Annotated in this window: 14 protein-coding genes, 2 pseudogenes and 1 CRISPR repeat array; of the genes and pseudogenes, 9 read left to right on the top strand and 7 right to left on the bottom strand. The window is 48.8% G+C overall.

What is annotated here, in order from left to right:
* Nucleotides 1-354: 354 nt before the first annotated feature.
* From speD to HMPREF1028_RS03730, 3 genes are read right to left on the bottom strand one after another with little or no spacing between them, the layout of a single operon-like run.
* The gene (speD, locus tag HMPREF1028_RS03725) at nucleotides 355-735 is read right to left on the bottom strand and encodes an adenosylmethionine decarboxylase (RefSeq protein ID WP_009311466.1); all 381 of its coding nucleotides are present in this window, start codon (nucleotides 733-735) and stop codon (nucleotides 355-357) included.
* Nucleotides 732-878 carry a hypothetical protein gene (locus tag HMPREF1028_RS15095; RefSeq protein WP_003742187.1) on the bottom strand — a complete coding sequence of 49 codons (147 nt, stop codon included), beginning with the start codon at nucleotides 876-878 and terminating at the stop codon, nucleotides 732-734. Before HMPREF1028_RS15095 ends, speD begins: the two co-directional genes overlap by 4 nt.
* A gap of 1 nt (nucleotide 879) precedes the next feature.
* The gene (locus tag HMPREF1028_RS03730; RefSeq protein WP_009311467.1) at nucleotides 880-2,406 is read right to left on the bottom strand and encodes a DUF4178 domain-containing protein; all 1,527 of its coding nucleotides are present in this window, start codon (nucleotides 2,404-2,406) and stop codon (nucleotides 880-882) included.
* Nucleotides 2,407-2,963: 557 nt separating this feature from the next.
* On the opposite strand from HMPREF1028_RS03730, the gene HMPREF1028_RS03735 reads away from it, so the two are divergent.
* The 9 genes and pseudogenes from HMPREF1028_RS03735 to HMPREF1028_RS14485 form a co-directional block, all read left to right on the top strand.
* Nucleotides 2,964-5,465: a CRISPR-associated helicase/endonuclease Cas3 gene (locus HMPREF1028_RS03735; RefSeq protein ID WP_009311469.1), complete on the top strand. Its 2,502-nt coding sequence runs from the start codon at nucleotides 2,964-2,966 to the stop codon at nucleotides 5,463-5,465.
* A 232-nt stretch (nucleotides 5,466-5,697) separates the two neighbouring features.
* A pseudogene (cas5c, locus tag HMPREF1028_RS03740) lies at nucleotides 5,698-6,343 on the top strand (type I-C CRISPR-associated protein Cas5c).
* Entirely contained in the window at nucleotides 6,340-8,097 is a 1,758-nt protein-coding gene (gene cas8c, locus HMPREF1028_RS03745; RefSeq protein WP_009311471.1) for a type I-C CRISPR-associated protein Cas8c/Csd1, read from the top strand. Before cas5c ends, cas8c begins: the two are co-directional and overlap by 4 nt.
* A 12-nt stretch (nucleotides 8,098-8,109) precedes the next feature.
* Nucleotides 8,110-8,961: a type I-C CRISPR-associated protein Cas7/Csd2 gene (gene cas7c, locus HMPREF1028_RS03750; RefSeq protein ID WP_009311472.1), complete on the top strand. Its 852-nt coding sequence runs from the start codon at nucleotides 8,110-8,112 to the stop codon at nucleotides 8,959-8,961.
* Between the two features lie 2 nt (nucleotides 8,962-8,963).
* The gene (gene cas4, locus HMPREF1028_RS03755; protein ID WP_009311473.1) at nucleotides 8,964-9,617 is read left to right on the top strand and encodes a CRISPR-associated protein Cas4; all 654 of its coding nucleotides are present in this window, start codon (nucleotides 8,964-8,966) and stop codon (nucleotides 9,615-9,617) included.
* 21 nt (nucleotides 9,618-9,638) lie between these two features.
* Complete coding sequence (locus HMPREF1028_RS03760; protein ID WP_009311474.1) at nucleotides 9,639-10,526, top strand: hypothetical protein; 888 nt, start codon at nucleotides 9,639-9,641, stop codon at nucleotides 10,524-10,526.
* Between the two features lie 190 nt (nucleotides 10,527-10,716).
* Complete coding sequence (gene cas1c, locus HMPREF1028_RS03765) at nucleotides 10,717-11,730, top strand: type I-C CRISPR-associated endonuclease Cas1c (RefSeq protein WP_009311475.1); 1,014 nt, start codon at nucleotides 10,717-10,719, stop codon at nucleotides 11,728-11,730.
* A gap of 74 nt (nucleotides 11,731-11,804) precedes the next feature.
* Entirely contained in the window at nucleotides 11,805-12,098 is a 294-nt protein-coding gene (cas2, locus tag HMPREF1028_RS03770; protein ID WP_003685729.1) for a CRISPR-associated endonuclease Cas2, read from the top strand.
* Nucleotides 12,099-12,287: 189 nt separating this feature from the next.
* Nucleotides 12,288-15,700: a CRISPR direct-repeat array (repeat unit 32 nt; unit sequence CCAGCCGCCTTCGGGCGGCTGTGTGTTGAAAC).
* Between the two features lie 56 nt (nucleotides 15,701-15,756).
* Nucleotides 15,757-15,864: pseudogene (locus HMPREF1028_RS14485) on the top strand (IS5/IS1182 family transposase); the annotation flags it as partial.
* A gap of 147 nt (nucleotides 15,865-16,011) precedes the next feature.
* Here the strand turns inward: HMPREF1028_RS14485 and ubiE are convergent.
* The 4 genes from ubiE to HMPREF1028_RS03790 all read right to left on the bottom strand — a co-directional run bounded on the left by ubiE (nucleotide 16,012) and on the right by HMPREF1028_RS03790 (nucleotide 19,295).
* The gene (gene ubiE / locus HMPREF1028_RS03775) at nucleotides 16,012-16,749 is read right to left on the bottom strand and encodes a bifunctional demethylmenaquinone methyltransferase/2-methoxy-6-polyprenyl-1,4-benzoquinol methylase UbiE (protein ID WP_003760056.1); all 738 of its coding nucleotides are present in this window, start codon (nucleotides 16,747-16,749) and stop codon (nucleotides 16,012-16,014) included.
* A gap of 438 nt (nucleotides 16,750-17,187) precedes the next feature.
* The gene (locus tag HMPREF1028_RS03780) at nucleotides 17,188-17,619 is read right to left on the bottom strand and encodes a DUF971 domain-containing protein (protein ID WP_003762839.1); all 432 of its coding nucleotides are present in this window, start codon (nucleotides 17,617-17,619) and stop codon (nucleotides 17,188-17,190) included.
* Nucleotide 17,620: 1 nt separating this feature from the next.
* Nucleotides 17,621-17,908: a cytochrome b6 gene (locus HMPREF1028_RS03785; RefSeq protein WP_232203777.1), complete on the bottom strand. Its 288-nt coding sequence runs from the start codon at nucleotides 17,906-17,908 to the stop codon at nucleotides 17,621-17,623.
* Between the two features lie 97 nt (nucleotides 17,909-18,005).
* On the bottom strand, nucleotides 18,006-19,295 hold the full coding sequence (locus HMPREF1028_RS03790; RefSeq protein ID WP_009311477.1) for a CAP domain-containing protein: 1,290 nt from the start codon (nucleotides 19,293-19,295) through the stop codon (nucleotides 18,006-18,008).
* Between the last annotated feature and the right edge of the window lie 161 nt (nucleotides 19,296-19,456).

Consider the following 19,456-nt stretch of genomic DNA (forward strand, 5'->3'; position numbering starts at 1 on the left):
GATGATGAAGAACTGGTCGGGTGCCGAACTTGGGTTGCTGATACACGCGCCTAAAGAGAGCACGGATAAAGAGAGGATGATGGAAGTGCGTAAGTGCATTTTGATCCTTGATGTTCTTAGTGAGAATATTTTTGGGGTTTTAAAATGAGGTCGTCTGAAAACAGATTGAGCCTGTTTCAGACGACCTTTACAGGTTTTATAGTGGATTAACTTTAAACCAGTACGGCGTTGCCTCGCCTTAGCTCAAAGAGAACGATTCTCTAAGGTGCTGAAGCACCAAGTGAATCGGTTCCGTACTATCTGTACTGTCTGCGGCTTCGTCGCCTTGTCCTGATTTAAATTTAATCCACTATATTATTCTATTGGCGGCTGCGTATCGTCCAGTATTCCTTCGCCACGTTGCGCAACCGTCCAAACGGCCCGTTCCGCCGCCAATTCCCTGCACAACACTTCCTTCACTTTTTCCAACTTCATGCCGCCGCAGATAAATGCGTCTATGGCGACGAAGCGGTGTTCCGGCCAAGTGTGGATGCTGATGTGGGATTCGGCGAGCAATAAGATGCCGGTAATGCCGCCTGCACCGCCAAAGGTGTGGAAACGCTCGGCGAGGACGATGGCTTCTGCGGCTTGGGCAGCGGCTTTGAGGGCGGTTTTCAGACGACCTTCGTCTTTCAAGACAGCTTCATCACAGCCATATAAATCTAAAAGACCGTGATTGCCGGGGATATGGGTCATTTATGGCCTCCGGAGAAACCTCCGCCGCCGTAATAGCCGCCGGAATGCATACGCGAGCCGTCGGAATCGGAAGAGCCGTAGCTGATGATCATGGAGATGATGATGATAATGGTGCTGAAAATGATGTAAGTGGCTCTCGACATGTTAATCCTCGTCCTCGTCTTCTTTGCCCATAGTCCACAACAACCAAGTTCCTATAAAGATGACGGTAAATGAGGCAGAGTTGCCGTCGGTCAGCAGCGCAGGAAGGTTGACGACAACCAAGATGGCGATCATGACAAACCGCAATTGGTTATCGACCCCGTCTGCGTTCATTTTTGCCGTGTATCTGGGCGCTTCCGCTTGCAAACCGAAAGCGCCGGCAACTTTGCCGTAGGTAGTGCGCGTACTTTTACTCCATGCCAGCTCGTGTTCAGTCAGCTCGGCACACAGTTTGCTGTTGCTGCCGACTTGGTAGTCGGTGTAATACGCCAAATCACCCGAACGGATATGCCAGTAAAACGCGCCGGCGGCGACTTCGACTTTGCCGCCGTAGGAATAAAGTTCATCACAACCTTGCGGTTTGCGGGCGCTGTTTAAACGCGGCCAATTGTTTTGCGTTTCAGACTGGCTCCACTCGCCGTCGGACGATTCGACCAACCACAAAAAGCCTTTTTGCGGATTGTAAAGCAGGTATTCGACCCACCAACCGACCGGCGTCAGTATCCGCCGTTTGCCTTCAAACATATATTCATAAGTCGCATCGGGGTCCAGTTCGGAATACCTGACTGCACCCATCACAAAATAATCATTGTTATTCAGACGACCCTGCGTGCCGATAGGCAGGGTAAACAGTTTATCCTGCGCCACGCGCATGGCGTTGGCAGTAATCAACCGCGCTTTTTCCTTACCGACTTCCAATTGGCTGCCGCAGCTCGGGCAAATCAGAAAATCGGTGACACCGCTCAACCAATGGACGGACGACCCGCAATTCGGACAATTTTCCGAATGATGGCTGCCTTTCAGACGACCTGCCGTTTCACGGATTTGGTCATCGGTACGGGTATTCTGCAGTTTCAGTTCATTTAGACCGACCATACTGCCGTAATAGATTTCGGGAGGATCGTCGCCGTAATCTATCGTCAGGAAAAGACCTGAGCATCGCCAGTCTATGACTTTACTTGTCGTATCTGCAGTCAGCTTAAACGGCAATTCGCCCTGAGCCGCCGATTTTCTGAGGCTGATTTCACGCTTATCCGACGGAACAAAGTTTTTATTTTGAAAATTGAAATTGCAACCACCCGGCACGACGTCGTGAAAGTCCGGCACAACTTCAGGCGATTCAACCAAGCGCGTCATGGAATACAGGTCGCCGGATTCAGACAGCCAACCGGTTTGCCCGTCATCAAACAGCGCATACCATTCGTTCCACACACCGTCGTCGTATTGCACCTGAAGCCGTCCGACCAAGGTAAATGGGCGGGTAACGTATGTCCCTGTCGTGCCGATTTGCAGCGGGCTGAAATCTTCCAACAGAGCGGAATCGCGCCCGGAATCGACGATACTGTCATCCTGCCGCACCAGCATGCTGTTGCAGTAGCCGCACACCAGCGTAACGGCTGTCGCGGAATGCGCCTCAACAGGCGCGCCGCAGCTCGGGCAGTCGGTTTTGAAGAATGGGGTGTTTGACATGAATTTTCTTTTTCGGAATTTCAGACGACCTGGGGCAAACCAATACAGGCTTCAGCCGATGCTTAAAAAATACTGGCAAATAAATATCTTGCCGCATTTTCCAAAACGCAAACAGCGTCCGCACTATCCGTATGCCGATGCAGACCGCAGCAAACAAGCAGTCGGCAGCAATATGATTGTATAGTAAAACAAAACGGCTTGGGTACGGAATCAGGCAAGCACAGCCACATCCTACCGAGTTTAACCCATCTATACGACAAAGGTCGTCTGAAAACCTGTCATCGTTTATCTGCATCATTCGGACCATCACGCTATGTTTGATTTGTCCTATTCGCTCACAAATAGTCAAATTGATATTGTTATTTATTACAAATGCTGTATTATGTTCGGGTAATTGTAACAAATAAAACAATAACATCATAAACTCCCAATTATCTACAATATTTTCACGTCATTCAGACGACCTCATTCCACAGATTTTCGATTTTTCAACACCTCAAACCATTTTGTATGGCTTGTTCGTTAAATTTTGCGCGTTTTAAATTTGGAGAATCGACGTGAATTTTGACTATATTGCCCACGTCCGCCAAGACTCATCAGAAAATTGGCATTCCCATCCCCTGCAAAAACATCTACAAAAAGTCGCCCAACTCGCCAAGCGTTTTGCAGGGCGTTATGGGTCGTTGTTTGCCGAATATGCGGGGCTTTCGCACGATTTGGGGAAATTTCAGGAAGCTTTTCAGAAATATATCCGTAATGCATCCGGCTTTGAAAAAGAAAATGCCCATTTGGAAGATGTCGAATCTACCAAGTTGCGCAAAATTCCGCATTCCACTGCCGGTGCCAAATATGCAGTAGAGCACCTTAATCCATTTTTCGGGCATTTGCTGGCATATCTGATTGCAGGACACCATGCGGGATTAGCGGATTGGTATGACAAAGGGAGCTTAAAGCATCGTCTGCAACAGGCAGATAATGAATTGGAGGCCTCTTTGTTGGGCTTGGCGGAGAGCGGTTTGCCCAAAGATTTTTTCCCGTTATCCGATGATGACTTGATGCGGGATTTTTTTGCGTTTTGGGAAGACGGGGCAAAGCTGGAAGAAGTGCATATTTGGCTGCGTTTTCTCTTTTCCTGCTTGGTGGATGCCGACTTTTTGGATACCGAAGCCTTTATGAACGGCTATGCCGATGCGGATACTGCGCAGGCTGCCGGATTGCGCCCAAAATTTCCCGGTTTGGATGAGTTGCACCGACGATATGAGCAATATATGGCGCAACTTCATGAGAAATCAGATAAAGATTCATTCTTAAATCAAAAACGCCATGCCATTTTGCAGCAATGTTTTTCTGCCGCAGAAACCGACCACACTTTGTTTTCTTTAACCGTGCCGACCGGCGGCGGCAAAACTTTGGCGAGCTTGGGGTTCGCTTTGAAGCACGCGCTGAAATTCGGCAAAAAACGTATTATCTATGCTATTCCTTTCACCAGTATTATCGAGCAGAACGCCGATGTTTTCCGCAAAGCATTGGGCGATGACGTGGTATTGGAACACCACAGCAATTTGGAAGTGAAAGAAGACAAGGAAACTGCGAAAACCCGCCTTGCCACGGAAAATTGGGACGCGCCGCTGATTGTTACCACCAACGTGCAACTGTTTGAAAGCCTGTTTGCGGCGAAAACCAGCCGCTGCCGCAAGATTCACAATATTGCCGATAGCGTGGTGATTTTGGATGAGGCCCAGCAGCTTCCGCGCGATTTCCAAAAGCCGATTACCGACATGATGCGGGTGCTGGCGCACGATTACGGCGTTACCTTTGTGTTGTGCACGGCGACTCAGCCCGAACTTGGCAAAAATATCGACGCATTCGGGCGCACTATTTTGGAAGGCCTGCCGGATGTGCGCGAAATTGTGGCAGACAAAATTGCCTTATCGGAAAAACTGCGCCGCGTCCGCATCAAAATGCCGCCGCCAAACGGCGATACGCAAAGCTGGCAGGAAATCGCCGATGAAATCGCCGCGCATCCGTGTGTTTTGGCAGTGGTTAATACGCGAAAACACGCCCAAAAACTCTTTGCCGCTCTGCCTTCTGACGGCATCAAATTACATTTATCCGCCAATATGTGCGCTACGCACCGAAGCGAAGTGATTGCGTTGGTTCGCCGATATTTGGCACTGTATCGCGCAGGCAGCCTGCACAAGCCTTTATGGCTGGTCAGCACGCAGTTGATTGAAGCCGGCGTGGATTTGGATTTTCCTTGCGTTTATCGGGCGATGGCAGGGCTGGATAGCATTGCCCAAGCGGCGGGACGGTGCAACCGCGAAGGCAAGTTGTCGTTTGGCGAAGTAGTCGTGTTCCGTGCCGAAGAAGGCGCACCCAACGGCAGCCTGAAACAGGGGCAGGACATTACCGAAGAAATGCTGAAAGCAGGGCTGCTTGGTGACCCGCTTTCCCCGTCGGCATTTGCCGAATATTTCCGCCGTTTCAACGGCAAAGGAGATGTGGATAAACACGACATTGCAAGACTCTTGACGGTAGAATCATCAAATGAAAATCCGCTGGCAATCAAATTCCGCACCGCTGCCGAACGTTTCCGCCTGATTGATAACCAAGGCGTGGCACTCATTGTGCCGTTTATCCCGTTGGCTCATTGGGAAAAAGACGGCAGTCCGCAAGTCGTCAAAGCAAACGAGCTGGACGATTTTTTTAGACGACATCTGGACGATGTGGAAGTTTCAAAATGGCAGGATATTTTGGATGAACAACGCTTTTTGCAGCCTGCCGACAATTCCTTCGGACAAACCGACCAACCACCGCTGCCCGAGCCGTTTGAAAGCTGGTTCAACTTGCTTGAAAGCGACCCGCTCAAACACAAATGTGTTTACCGCAAATTACAACGCTACACGATTACCGTGTATGAACACGAACTCAAAAAGCTATCTGCGAATGCCGTTTTTTCCAGAGCAGGATTGTTGGTGTTAGATAAGGGCTATTACAAAGCCGTGCTTGGTGCGGATTTTGATGATACGGCTTGGCTATCTGAAAATTCGGTTTTATGAAAAATGCCCCTATTTCTAGGGGCATTTTGCCATTTTTAACATGGCATTATAGTTTCAACACACAGCCACCCAGAAGCGACTGACCGCTAATAATCCATTTAATCAATTGTATGAAAAGAGGTTTAGCGTAGGCATATTTTACAGTTTATTGAAAAAATAAGCGAATCACACTTGACATGAGTAGTGTGGTAATATTAATATGGCTTTATAGAATTATTAATGAGGAGTCGATATGAGTTTCATTTTAGAAATTAGCGGTGATCTGGCGTGCTTTACCAGGCCTGAGCTCAAGGTGGAACGGGTTAGTTATCCCGTAATTACACCATCAGCAGCACGAAATATCCTAATGGCAATCTTGTGGAAACCCGCCATTCGATGGCAGATACAGAAGCTCGAGATTCTCAAACCGATTCAGTGGACGAATATCCGCCGTAACGAAGTGGGAACCAAAATGAGTGAACGCAGCGGCTCGCTCTATATTGAAGACAACCGTCAGCAGCGCGCATCCATGCTGCTGAAAGATGTTGCCTATCGCATCCACGCCGATTTTGACATGACAAGTGAAGCAGGCGAGGGCGACAACTACGTCAAATTTGCCGAAATGTTCAAACGGCGTGCAAAAAAAAGGGCAGTATTTTCATCAGCCTTATTTGGGTTGCCGAGAGTTTCCCTGCCATTTCAGGCTGCTTGAAAAGGTTGAAGACGGTTTGCCGCGCGAAGACATCACCCAAGATTTCGGCTTTATGCTGTACGACATGGATTTCAGCAAATCCGACCCGCGCGATTCCAATAACGCCGAACCTATGTTTTACCAATGCAAAGCGATAAATGGCGTAATTACCGTGCCCCCAGCTAATAGCGAGGAGGTGAAACGATGATTCTGCACGCACTCACCCAATACTACCAACGCAAAGCCGAAAGCGATGGTGGTGTTGCCCCGGAAGGGTTTGAAAACAAAGAAATCCCGTTCATTATTGTTATAGACAAACAGGGCAAATTTATTCAGCTTGAAGATACCCGCGAGTTGAAAAATAAGAAAAAAGTTGCCCGCACTTTTTTAGTGCCGAAAGGCTTGGGCAGGAGCGGTTCAAAATCCTACGAAGTAAGCAATTTATTGTGGGATCACTACGGTTATGTGCTTGCCTATGCCGGAGAAAAAGGGCAGGAGCAGGCAGATAAACAGCATGCCAGCTTTACTGCCAATGTAAACGAATTGAAACAGGCGTTGCCCGATGATGCAGGTGTTGCCGCCGTTGCCGCCTTTTTGGCTTCTGCGGCAGAAAAAAGCAAAGCCATGCAGGCTGCAAATTGGGTGGAATGTGCCAAAGTCAAAGGCTGTAATCTCAGCTTCCGCTTGGTGGACGAGGCAGTAGATTTGGTTTGTCAATCAAAGGCGGTTCAGGCATATGTGAGTCAAGCTAATCAGGCACAATCCGATAATATCCCAAAAGGCATTTGTCTAGTAACGGGCAAACTTGCGCCGATTGCGCGGTTGCATAATGCCGTGAAAGGTGTGAACGCCAAGCCCGCCCCGTTTACATCGGTAAATCTGTCGGCTTTTGAATCATACGGCAAAGAGCAGGGCTTTATCTTTCCTGTGGGTGAACAAGTCATGTTTGAATACACCACAGCCTTAAACACCCTGCTTGCCGGTGAAAACCGCTTCCGTATCGGCGATGTAACAGCCATCTGTTGGAGTGCGAAACCGACTCCGTTGGAAGAGTATCTTGCTTCGCTGATTAGCGGCGGCGGCAAAGACAATCCCGATGCCCATATTGATGCGGTCAAATCACTTTATAAAAGCTTGTACAACGGCAAATATACAGAACCTGACGGCAAAGAAAAATTCTACCTTTTAGGTCTATCGCCCAATTCCGCGCGGATTGTCGTCCGCTTTTGGCATGAAACCACTGTTGCCGCCTTATCCGAAAGCATTGCGGCGTGGTATGACGATTTGCAGATGGTGCGTGGCGAAAACTCGCCATACCCCGAATATATGCCGTTGCCGCGCCTGTTGGGCAATTTGGTGTTGGACGGCAAAATGGAAAACCTGCCATCTGACCTGATTGCCCAAATAACCGATGCCGCACTTAACAACCGCGTTTTACCCGTCAGCCTGTTGCAGGCTGCTTTGCGGCGCAACAAGGCGGAACAGAAAATTACCTATGGCAGGGCAAGTCTGCTTAAAGCCTATATCAATCGCGCAATCCGCGCGGGTCGTCTGAAAAACATGAAGGAGCTAACGATGAGCTTAGATAGAAACCGTCAAGACATCGGCTATGTGCTGGGGCGGCTGTTTGCCGTGCTGGAAAAAACACAGGCCGAAGCCAATCCCGGCTTGAACGCCACCATTGCCGACCGCTATTTCGGTTCGGCAAGCAGTACGCCGATTGCCGTATTCGGCACACTGATGCGCCTGCTGCCGCACCATTTGAACAAGCTGGAATTTGAAGGACGTGCCGTACAACTGCAATGGGAAATCCGCCAGATTTTGGAACATTGTCAGAGATTTCCCAACCATTTGAATTTGGAACAGCAAGGCCTATTCGCCATCGGTTATTACCACGAAACCCAATTCCTGTTTACCAAAGACGCATTGAAAAACCTGTTCAACGAAGCGAAAACCGCATAAGGAGCAAATGCTATGACTATTGAAAAACGCTACGACTTTGTCTTTTTATTTGACGTGCAAGACGGCAACCCCAACGGCGATCCCGACGCAGGCAACCTGCCGCGTATCGACCCGCAAACCGGCGAAGGTTTGGTAACCGATGTTTGCCTGAAACGCAAAGTCCGTAACTTTATCCAAATGACCCAAAATGACGAGCATCACGATATCTTTATCCGCGAAAAAGGCATTTTGAACAACCTGATTGACGAAGCCCACGAGCAGGAAAACGTAAAAGGCAAAGAAAAAGGCGAGAAAACCGAAGCTGCTCGCCAATACATGTGCAGCCGTTATTACGACATCCGCACATTCGGCGCAGTGATGACTACCGGCAAAAATGCAGGACAAGTGCGCGGTCCCGTGCAACTGACTTTTTCTCGCTCTATCGATCCCATCATGACCTTGGAACACAGCATTACCCGCATGGCGGTTACCAACGAAAAAGATGCCAGTGAAACCGGCGACAACCGCACCATGGGGCGCAAATTCACCGTCCCCTACGGCCTATACCGCTGCCACGGCTTCATTTCTGCCCATTTCGCCAAACAAACAGGCTTTTCCGAAAACGATTTAGAGCTGTTTTGGCAGGCACTTGTCAATATGTTCGACCACGACCATTCCGCCGCACGCGGACAAATGAATGCACGCGGGCTTTATGTGTTTGAGCACAGCGGCAGCTTGGGCGACGTACCTGCTGATAGTCTGTTCAAACGCATTCAGATAGCCAAAAAAGATGGTGTGGAAGTAGCAAGGAGTTTTGACGATTACCTTGTCAGGGTAGACGATCAAAATCTTGGCGAAACCAAGCTGCTGCGTAAATTAGGCTGAAAATGACCGCACTTTTAACCAAAACCCAAGGGGAAAATCAGGACACGCGCCTGATTCCCCTTTCAGCCCTGCAACACTACGCCTTCTGCCCGCGCCAATGCGCCTTGATTCACAACGAGCAGGCGTGGGCGGAGAACTATCTGACCGCACAGGGCAAGGCGCTGCACGAGCGGGTGGATTCGGGTGAGCCGGAAACGCGCAAGGGCGTGCGCTTTGAGCGGACGGTACATGTGTCGGCGGAGAAACTGGGCATCAGCGGCGTGTTGGATTTGGTGGAAGTGGAAACGAAAACAGGCCGTCTGAAACCCGTGGAATACAAACGCGGCAAGCCCAAACCCGATCCGATGGACGAAATCCAGCTTTGCGCCCAAGGCTTGTGTTTGGAAGAAATGACGGGGCAAACCGTCTCTGAGGGCGCGCTGTGGTATATGCAAACCCGCCACCGCGTCCCCGTTGTGTTTTCAGACGACCTGCGCGCCCAAACACTCGCCACCATCGCCGCCGTGCGCGAACTTTTAAAAAGCGGCCAAACCCCGCCGCCCGACTACGGTAAACGCTGCAAAGCCTGCTCGCTGGTGGAAATCTGCCAGCCGGAATTGTTGGGGAAACGGGATAGGAGTGTGAGGTATGTGGAGGGGTTGTTTGGGGAATATTAATACAATATAGGATTTTAAATTATGCACAAAAAATCAATGAAATTTACTTATAATGATGCTCTTTTAATAGTAAATAATTGGGCAAAAGATAAATTTATAAAAGAGAATATTGATTATGATGAATCTGGAGAAGTTCCATATTTTATACAATATCTTAATTATCGTTCGAAATTAGTAATTGCCAAACCCAGAAATGTTATTTTATCTAAGCAATTTTCTATTTCTCCCGAAAATAAAAAAGGCTTTGATAGATTAAAAGAAAAATTAATTAATGGAGAAGATGTTAATGCTTATTTAAGTAAGTCATCAATCATTGCTAATTCAGTTGATGGGATGTTAGATAATTTTGGTATTAAGCATTTCCACCTTGGAGAAATGGTAAAAAATGATTTTATTGAGAGGACTGGTGAAATTGCTTTGGGGCTTGTAACGGATAGTGAGGTATTTTTTGTTGTTAGTAAACAGCATGGAAAAGGATATGGAGATATTTGGTATGAAAAAGATGTTTTAGAAATTATTCACAAGGAAAAACCGAATCTCATTAGTCATTGTAAAGTAGAGAATATGATTGATATATCTCCAACTATTTCAGATACAAAAGATATAAAGTCTTATAGGAATTCAAATATCAATGGTGCCATAACACTAGATGATGGTAGTACTTATATGCCTTTTAATTTGGGGCAAACTTTAGCAGGTTATGGTATAGGCCATACTTCGTATACGCAACATATTGCTAAAACCATTTTTGATTTGGCAAATAGCTTATTAAAAAATAATAAAAATTATGTTTCTATTGAAGTTACTAAGTTTGATTTAACAGAAGAGGGCAAGCCAAAATTTTTGGAGTTTAAGTTATGGGATGGAAATAAGTATGAGTTAGTACCATTTTCAGGTAGCCCAACTTAATCAATTCCCAAAGTGTAGTTTGTGTAGGTCAGATACTTGTATCCGACAACTACTTTGATATTTATATGATTTGAAATTGTTGCGGTAATTTTGAAAATGTCGGATTCGAGAATCCGACCTACCGTTTTTCAGGTGGATCAACCCTGTTAAATACCCAAAAAAGTGTGGTCAAACCCCAAGGAATTTTCCCATGCGCAAACTACAAAACACGCTCTACATCACCACCCAAGGCAGCTATCTGCATAAAGAGCGGGAGACGCTGGTGGTGGAGCAGGAGCGCAAGAAGGTGGCGCAGTTGCCGGTGCATTCCATCGGGCATATTTTCTGTTTTGGTAATGTGCTGGTGTCGCCGTTTTTGTTGGGGTTTTGTGGCGAAAATAATGTGAATTTGGCGTTTTTTACGGAAAATGGGCGTTATTTGGGGCGACTTCAGGGGCGGCAGAGCGGTAATGTGCTGTTGCGTCGGGCGCAGTATCGGGTGTCGGAGCAAAATCCTGTGCCGATTGCGCGCAATATCATTGCGGCGAAGATTCAGGCGAGTAAGCGGGTGCTTCAGCGGCAGATTCGCAATTACGGCGAGAATGCGGCAATTCAAAGTGCGGTGGATTCTTTGAACATTTCGCTGCGGCAGTTGAAGAGCGCGGCGGAGCTGGACGTGGTGCGCGGCATTGAGGGGGATGCGGCGGCGCGTTATTTTGGCGTATTTGGGCAGCTTTTGAGCGAAAAAAGCGGCTTTTCTTTTGACGGGCGCAACCGTCGTCCGCCCAGAGACGGGGTGAATGCGCTGTTGTCGTTTGTGTACAGCATTCTGGGTAAGGACATCAGCGGCGCGCTGCAAGGCGTGGGGCTGGATCCGCAGGTGGGCTTTCTGCACGCCGACCGACCGGGGCGCGACAGTTTGGCGCAGGATATTTTGGAAGAATTCCGCGCGTGGTGGGCGGACAGGCTGGTGCTGTCGCTAATTAACCGTGGACAACTCAAACCACATGATTTTGTTGCCGAAGCAAGTGGTGCGGTAAGTTTGAAAGTGGATGCGAGGAAGCTGTTGTTCCAAGCTTTGCAGGCGAAAAAGCAGGAAAAAATCGTTCATCCGTTTTTGGGGGAGGAAGTGGAAATCGGGCTACTGCCGTATATTCAGGCAATGCTGCTGGCGCGCCATTTGCGCGGGGATTTGGCGGAATATCCACCGTTTTTGATGAGATAGGTTTGCAGGCTGCCTGAAAACGGGTTGGATGTTTTCAGACGACCTCTAAAGCAGCCTGCACATGGGAATACAAAATGCTGATGCTGATTACTTACGATATTTCGCTGGAAGACGCGGAAGGACAGGCAAGGTTGCGGCGCGTGGCGAAATTGTGTCTGGACTACGGCGTGCGCGTGCAGTATTCAGTGTTCGAATGCGACATCGCACCCGACCAGTGGGTTGTTTTAAAAGACAAACTCTTGAAAACCTACAACCCTGAAACCGACAGCCTGCGCTTTTACCATTTAGGCAGCAAATGGCGGCGCAAAGTGGAACACCACGGCGCGAAACCGGCGGTGGATGTGTTTAAAGATACGTTGATTGTATAAATCGCCAACCTGCGGTTCTCATGAAAATGCGGCAGGGTTGGCGAATGGGGATTGTTCTTTAACAATCAGGATATTGCGAATGCGGGTGTAACGGAAAAGGCTGTGTTATACTCGCGTTCGCGCTTTTCTTGGGAGCTTAGCGAAATCGGGGCTGCGAAACCTGATGGAGCAAGGCTTTTGAGAGAGGCTCCAGCCGCCTTCGGGCGGCTGTGTGTTGAAACGCAAATGCCAAAGATGTTAAGCCGATGGCATCGCCCAGCCGCCTTCGGGCGGCTGTGTGTTGAAACCTCGTTTTTGTAAACCTTGCCGTCAACGGTAACGCCAGCCGCCTTCGGGCGGCTGTGTGTTGAAACAACAGATTTAATCATTTTCAAACCCCTGAAGAATCCAGCCGCCTTCGGGCGGCTGTGTGTTGAAACATGTTTGCAGCTTTCTGTTTTAAAACAGGGTCATCCAGCCGCCTTCGGGCGGCTGTGTGTTGAAACTTGAACTTTTGGGAATCAAGGAGGTATTCATAAACCAGCCGCCTTCGGGCGGCTGTGTGTTGAAACTTATAGATGAAGTAGCAGAAAGAGTCGATATAGCCAGCCGCCTTCGGGCGGCTGTGTGTTGAAACACTTTTGAAGATATTCCAAAAGATGCGAATATTTTGGACCAGCCGCCTTCGGGCGGCTGTGTGTTGAAACATCCTGAATAAACACATAAAAAACAAGGCGCAATGGCCAGCCGCCTTCGGGCGGCTGTGTGTTGAAACACGGGACATCGGGACGCATCCATTCTTCCAAGACCAGCCGCCTTCGGGCGGCTGTGTGTTGAAACCGATGCATCTTATGTGCATATGATGCTTAATGAAGCCAGCCGCCTTCGGGCGGCTGTGTGTTGAAACTGCCATGAACGCTTGAAGCTCCGCATTTCTGCGGCCAGCCGCCTTCGGGCGGCTGTGTGTTGAAACATAAAACTCTTTTTCAAGCTGTTTAAAGCTGGTTCCAGCCGCCTTCGGGCGGCTGTGTGTTGAAACTGGTGGCAAAGCATACCAACGTTTCTCCCAGCGGCGACCCAGCCGCCTTCGGGCGGCTGTGTGTTGAAACCTATCATTTAAACAAGAATAAAGAGTGGGTAAACCCAGCCGCCTTCGGGCGGCTGTGTGTTGAAACTGATAACTCAAATGCCTGGTCGAATTGATAAACATGCCAGCCGCCTTCGGGCGGCTGTGTGTTGAAACTGCCTCAGAGCGTGGTGGCGATGATTACAGTCATCCCAGCCGCCTTCGGGCGGCTGTGTGTTGAAACACTATTTGTAACTCTTTTTCACTTTTTAAAAAGCCAGCCGCCTTCGGGCGGCTGTGTGTTGAAACTTAAAAAACTTAGCTGATACTGTATTCCGCCATCCCAGCCGCCTTCGGGCGGCTGTGTGTTGAAACCTGAATTATAACGATTTAGCATCATCTCTTTTTCCCAGCCGCCTTCGGGCGGCTGTGTGTTGAAACGGTCTCGCGTATGCGCGGAATCGCGCCGATGGCGGCCAGCCGCCTTCGGGCGGCTGTGTGTTGAAACCAGTCAATTTGAGTTAGCGCAACAAATCCGCAAACCAGCCGCCTTCGGGCGGCTGTGTGTTGAAACTTTTCATATCAGCACCTATAATATTATAATATTTCCAGCCGCCTTCGGGCGGCTGTGTGTTGAAACAAATCAAACGCATGGGTGATTTGCAGCGCGAAACCAGCCGCCTTCGGGCGGCTGTGTGTTGAAACAGATCGGAGATCAAAATAAAGCGTATGGATTAAACCAGCCGCCTTCGGGCGGCTGTGTGTTGAAACAATCTCCGAACATCACAAAATTTTCGGTCACGCACCAGCCGCCTTCGGGCGGCTGTGTGTTGAAACAATCTCCGAACATCACAAAATTTTCGGTCTCGCATCCAGCCGCCTTCGGGCGGCTGTGTGTTGAAACAAATCTGCCGAACATCACAAAAATTTCGGTCTCGCCAGCCGCCTTCGGGCGGCTGTGTGTTGAAACCTTGCCACCATTAACATTTTATGTGCAACTGGCTGCCAGCCGCCTTCGGGCGGCTGTGTGTTGAAACCCTTTTCCAAAAAGATATGCCGGAATCTCCAGTTCCAGCCGCCTTCGGGCGGCTGTGTGTTGAAACAAATCTGCCGAACATCACAAAAATTTCGGTCTCCCAGCCGCCTTCGGGCGGCTGTGTGTTGAAACCTATGTAAACCGGTGAACAAAGTGAACGGTTTACATCCAGCCGCCTTCGGGCGGCTGTGTGTTGAAACAAATCTGCCGAACATCACAAAAATTTCGGTCACGCCCAGCCGCCTTCGGGCGGCTGTGTGTTGAAACTATTATGTTTACCCAAAAAGACTGGTTAGACTTGCCAGCCGCCTTCGGGCGGCTGTGTGTTGAAACTGCAATATAAAGTCGGGACATCTTTACTCCTCTCCAGCCGCCTTCGGGCGGCTGTGTGTTGAAACAACGTAGCCGTCATACATGAGGTTTTGAGGGCTTCCAGCCGCCTTCGGGCGGCTGTGTGTTGAAACCGACTTGGTAGCCCATTAGCAATCCTTATAGATACCAGCCGCCTTCGGGCGGCTGTGTGTTGAAACATCGGCTGAATATTTCCATTTTGAACAACATCCCCCAGCCGCCTTCGGGCGGCTGTGTGTTGAAACTGTATCTCTCCCCTGAAACGGGCGACATCGGACACCAGCCGCCTTCGGGCGGCTGTGTGTTGAAACCAAATGTTTAAACGGAATAATAATCGCCGTATCACCCAGCCGCCTTCGGGCGGCTGTGTGTTGAAACATAGTTACCGGCAACCTGACAAGATTCCAAGCTGCCAGCCGCCTTCGGGCGGCTGTGTGTTGAAACATTTTCTGAAATGCCGTTATTTTTTTGGTCCGGCCAGCCGCCTTCGGGCGGCTGTGTGTTGAAACTGTTTTAAGTTGATTGCTAAATTTATATCAGGAACCAGCCGCCTTCGGGCGGCTGTGTGTTGAAACTCGATTTTTTCATTTTGTTGGCGGGGATACGCCAACCAGCCGCCTTCGGGCGGCTGTGTGTTGAAACTTGTATTATGCGCCGCAGGGGTTTTAATGTTTGCCAGCCGCCTTCGGGCGGCTGTGTGTTGAAACTTTAGCCATTTGTTTCACCCAAATCTTTCAGGATCCAGCCGCCTTCGGGCGGCTGTGTGTTGAAACGTTCAATCCGTATGCAATCGGCGTGGTAAATGGCAGCCAGCTGCCTTCGGGCGGCTGTGTGTTGAAACAGTCTTTGCAAGAAGCAAATGAACGAAAACAGAACCAGCTGCCTTCGGGCGGCTGTGTGTTGAAACAGTCATCGCGTTTGGCAACGCTTCAGAAACTGCCCAGCTGCCTTCGGGCGGCTGGGTGTTGAAACCTGAGCTGTTGGGCGTTTTGGCTTCGGGCTGCATCCAGCCGCCTTTAGGCGGCTGGATGTTGAAACGGTCACGCGTACGCGCGGAATCGCGCCGATGGCGCCAGCCGCCTTTAGGCGGCTGTGTGTTGAAACATCGGCTCAGTCGCAGAACCGCGCATATCTGGATTCAGCCGCCTTCGGGCGGCTGGGTGTTGAAACACATCCTCGAAATCCCGCTCCGTCATCTCCCAGCCAGCCGCCTTCAGGCAGCTATATATAGTGGATTAAATTTAAATCAGGACAAGGCGAAGAAGCCGCAGACAGTACAGATAGTACGGCAAGGCGAGGCAACGCCGTACTGGTTTAAAGTTAATCCACTATATCAGTACAACTCAGAGATTTCTTACAACAAAGGTCGTCTGAAAACCTTATCAATCGGTTTTCAGACGACCTTTTTCAGTCATCAACATAAGCCCGATACTTTGGAATAGGCTATGGGCATCAGACAGATAGGTCAGCCGATTCGGGTATCAGAATTTCACACCTTTATGCAAGGCTACGATGCCTGCGCTCATATTATGGTAATCAACGCTGTCGAAACCGGCATCCAGCATCATTTGTTTCAATGTTTCCTGGTCAGGGTGCATGCGGATGGATTCTGCCAGATATTGATAGCTGTCTGCGTCTTTGGCAATAAGTTTGCCCATGACCGGCAGCAGTTTGAAGGAATACAAATCGTATGCGCCTTCCAGTGGCTTGTAGACTTTGGAAAATTCCAACACCAAGAGCGTTCCACCCGGTTTGAGTACGCGGTACATTTCTTTGAGCGCGGCATCTTTGTGGGTCATGTTGCGCAAACCGAAAGCAACGGAAACCAGATTGAAATAGTTGTCGGGAAACGGCAATTTTTCGGCATCGGCAAGCGATACGGGCAGAATCAAACCTTCATTCAGCAGTCTGTCTCTGCCGACGGTCAGCATGGATGAGTTGATATCGGTCAGCCACACTTCGCCCTCTTTGCCCACACGCTTGGCCCAGCCGCGCGACAGGTCGCCGGTACCGCCGGCGATATCCAGCACTTTATCGCCCTTTTTCAGACGGGCGGTATTGATGGTGAAATGTTTCCAAACGCGGTGCAGGCCGGCAGACATGACATCGTTCATGATGTCGTAGTTTTTGGCTACGGAATGGAACACTTCGGCCACTTTACCTGCCTTTTCTTCTTCGTTTACGGTAGTGAAACCGAAATGGGTTTTGTGGTCGCTCATAGAGGTGCTTTCCTAAAATAATCTGAAATCAATATGGTTCAAACGGTATTTCGATTTTCAGACGACCTTGCTCTAGGGGTCGTCTGAAAGTTTAATCATTGAGAGGCAAACCTGTCTTTCAATTTGTTCATGGCTACGCCGAATGCTGAAATTTCATCTCTGAAGGTGATGGCATTTTTATCGTCATTCACGATATGCTTTTGCGGACCGGCTTAGCGTAGTCTATCAAATGGATGACTAAATAATCTTTTTTATTCAGGTAACAACGCAACTCGCCCATGCAGTGGCATTGTACCCTCAAGACCGTATCTTTCCAGCCGATTCTGTTTGACATCCGACAGGCTGATATATTTTTTCAAGCGAGGAACAGAGCCTGCTTTGCCGACATCCTGCTATCCGTCACAATGCCGCTTCAAAAAGAACAAACACGCTCAGTAATCAATGATGCCCGCCACAACCGCCGCTGCCGCAGGAATGCTTTTTACCGGCAACAAGATCGGCGGCACTCGGTATTCTGGAGGCTCCGGCTTCTTTTAACCTGCGGAGATAATCCTGCCAAAGCGCATCATAATCGTAAGCCAATTTGTAAAGATAAGCCCAGTCATACAAACCGCTATTATGACCGTCTGAAAAAGTAATTTTGAGCGCATACTGACCGACAGGATCCAAATCAGAAATCGTAACTTCTGCTTTACCTGTCTGCAAGACATCTTGTCCCGCGCCATGTCCGCGCACTTCGGCACTGGGAGAATAAACGCGGAGAAATTCGGCAGGAAGGGTTTTACGTTCGCCACGATAAACCAAAACCAAAGCCGATCGGTCATGTTGCAAACGGATTTCTTCAGGAATGTTGTTATCAACTTGGTTCATGTCATACCCCCATTTTCTTTCGCAGCACCGCTACCCGGATTGAAAAAACGCCGCCCAAAAACGCAAACAGCAAGATTAAAATGAGCGAAAAACGGATCAGCGCAATCCGCATCGACATATCCAAGCCCAAATCAAACACTGCCAAAACCACATATATCAGGAAAGAAAGCATCATCAGTCCGATACAGATAAAGGCATAACGCGTATGGGCGGCAATTTTCGGATGGCGGATCATTGTTTGAGAAACAAGAAATAAAATTTCCGCTATTCTAACAGTTTTACGGTTCACCCAAACAATAAAGTATCTTGCCCTACCCTGCTTTGTCTTGTTGCGTATGAAAGAAGGTCGTCTGAAAACCTGTTTGTGTTTCAGACGACCTTGATTGCTATTGCCAGATATAAAGTAAGACCGCTTTATCATTTTCTTCTTTCGGCGTTAACCGGACATCATCGCCTTTGTCTCCGGTAACCCGTACCACCATACCGCCGATCTGACGCTCCATGACTTCGAGTTTCGCTTTGCCGCGTTGGCGGTAAACATACTCTTCGCATTCCCGCTGACACCAAAAATCCTTCCAATGAATGAAATATTTCTTACCCGATTCAACTGCCAATTTTTCTCCGCCTTTAACGATAAAGTAAGGATAATCAGGCTTTTTCGTTCGGAAAGTCCATTCGGCTTTTTTGGATTTGCCATTGCGCTCATACTCGAATACGGCACGATACGCGGTATCGTATTCCAAAGGCAATAAAGGAAATAAGGCAAATTGACGATCAGAAAACGTTTGATTCGGATCATTGCTTGCCGTCAACACCTTGACCTTCTCTATCTCGGATTTGCCCTGATAAAGCTTGAACGACCGCATTTTGATTTTTCCGGCAGATTCCGAAAAAGCGATACTGACCGGATTGCCGGTAAATTCGTGTCCCGGCATGGGTTCGGGGTGTTCGCCGTGAAAATCCGGCATGGCAAAATCACCTTGCGGATAAACGACATATAAGAACTCGCGTTGCGCCTTGACTTCGTCCGCATAAACAACGGCGTTGTTGTTGCAGGCATTTTGATAATAACGCCGCCCCGGTTCAGGATAAACCCTGCCTAAACCGCAATAAAAATTAAACTGATGATTTCCCTGATTGATGGCGACCGATATCCGCCCATCACGATGCTCAAATGCCGCACCAGCTTCATCAATGCCTTGTTCCAACAGAGAGAAGCGGTGATAAATAGCAGTCATCAAACCGTCAATCTGCTGCTGAACCGGCAAATTGGTATCCATATCTTCAGGATACGGATAAAAACCGGTGGTGATATTTTCATGTACGCCATCATAAAGATAACCTACCTTGCGGGCGCGTTCATTCGGGCGGTAGCCGGTAAAAAACGGATTGCTGCGATGACGTTCGTCATGACCGTCTTCAGGGTTCTGCAACAAATAACGCGCATGATTGCGGGCGGACTTTTCTAAAACCGACGAATGCGCCAAAGTCGGCAGCCCCGCGCCTGCACGCAAAAAATTCAGGTAAGCCAATCCGCCGAATGAAGACACGGAAGACCTGTCATGCGGTGACTCAGCATGAATCAGCTCGTCCTGAGAAATTCTATGGTTTTGCTGATAATAAAAAAAACCAAAAGCCGCAGCCAACAGCGCAAGCCAGAAAATGAGATTTTTCATATTGTTATAAATAGATAGTGGATTAAATTTAAATCAGGACAAGGCGACGAAGCCGCAGACAGTACAGATAGTACGGAACCGATTCACTTGGTGCTTCAGCACCTTAGAGAATCGTTCTCTTTGAGCTAAGGCGAGGCAACGCCGTACTGGTTTAAAGTTAA

This window comes from Neisseria sp. GT4A_CT1 (genome assembly GCF_000227275.1).
Lineage (GTDB): Bacteria > Pseudomonadota > Gammaproteobacteria > Burkholderiales > Neisseriaceae > Neisseria.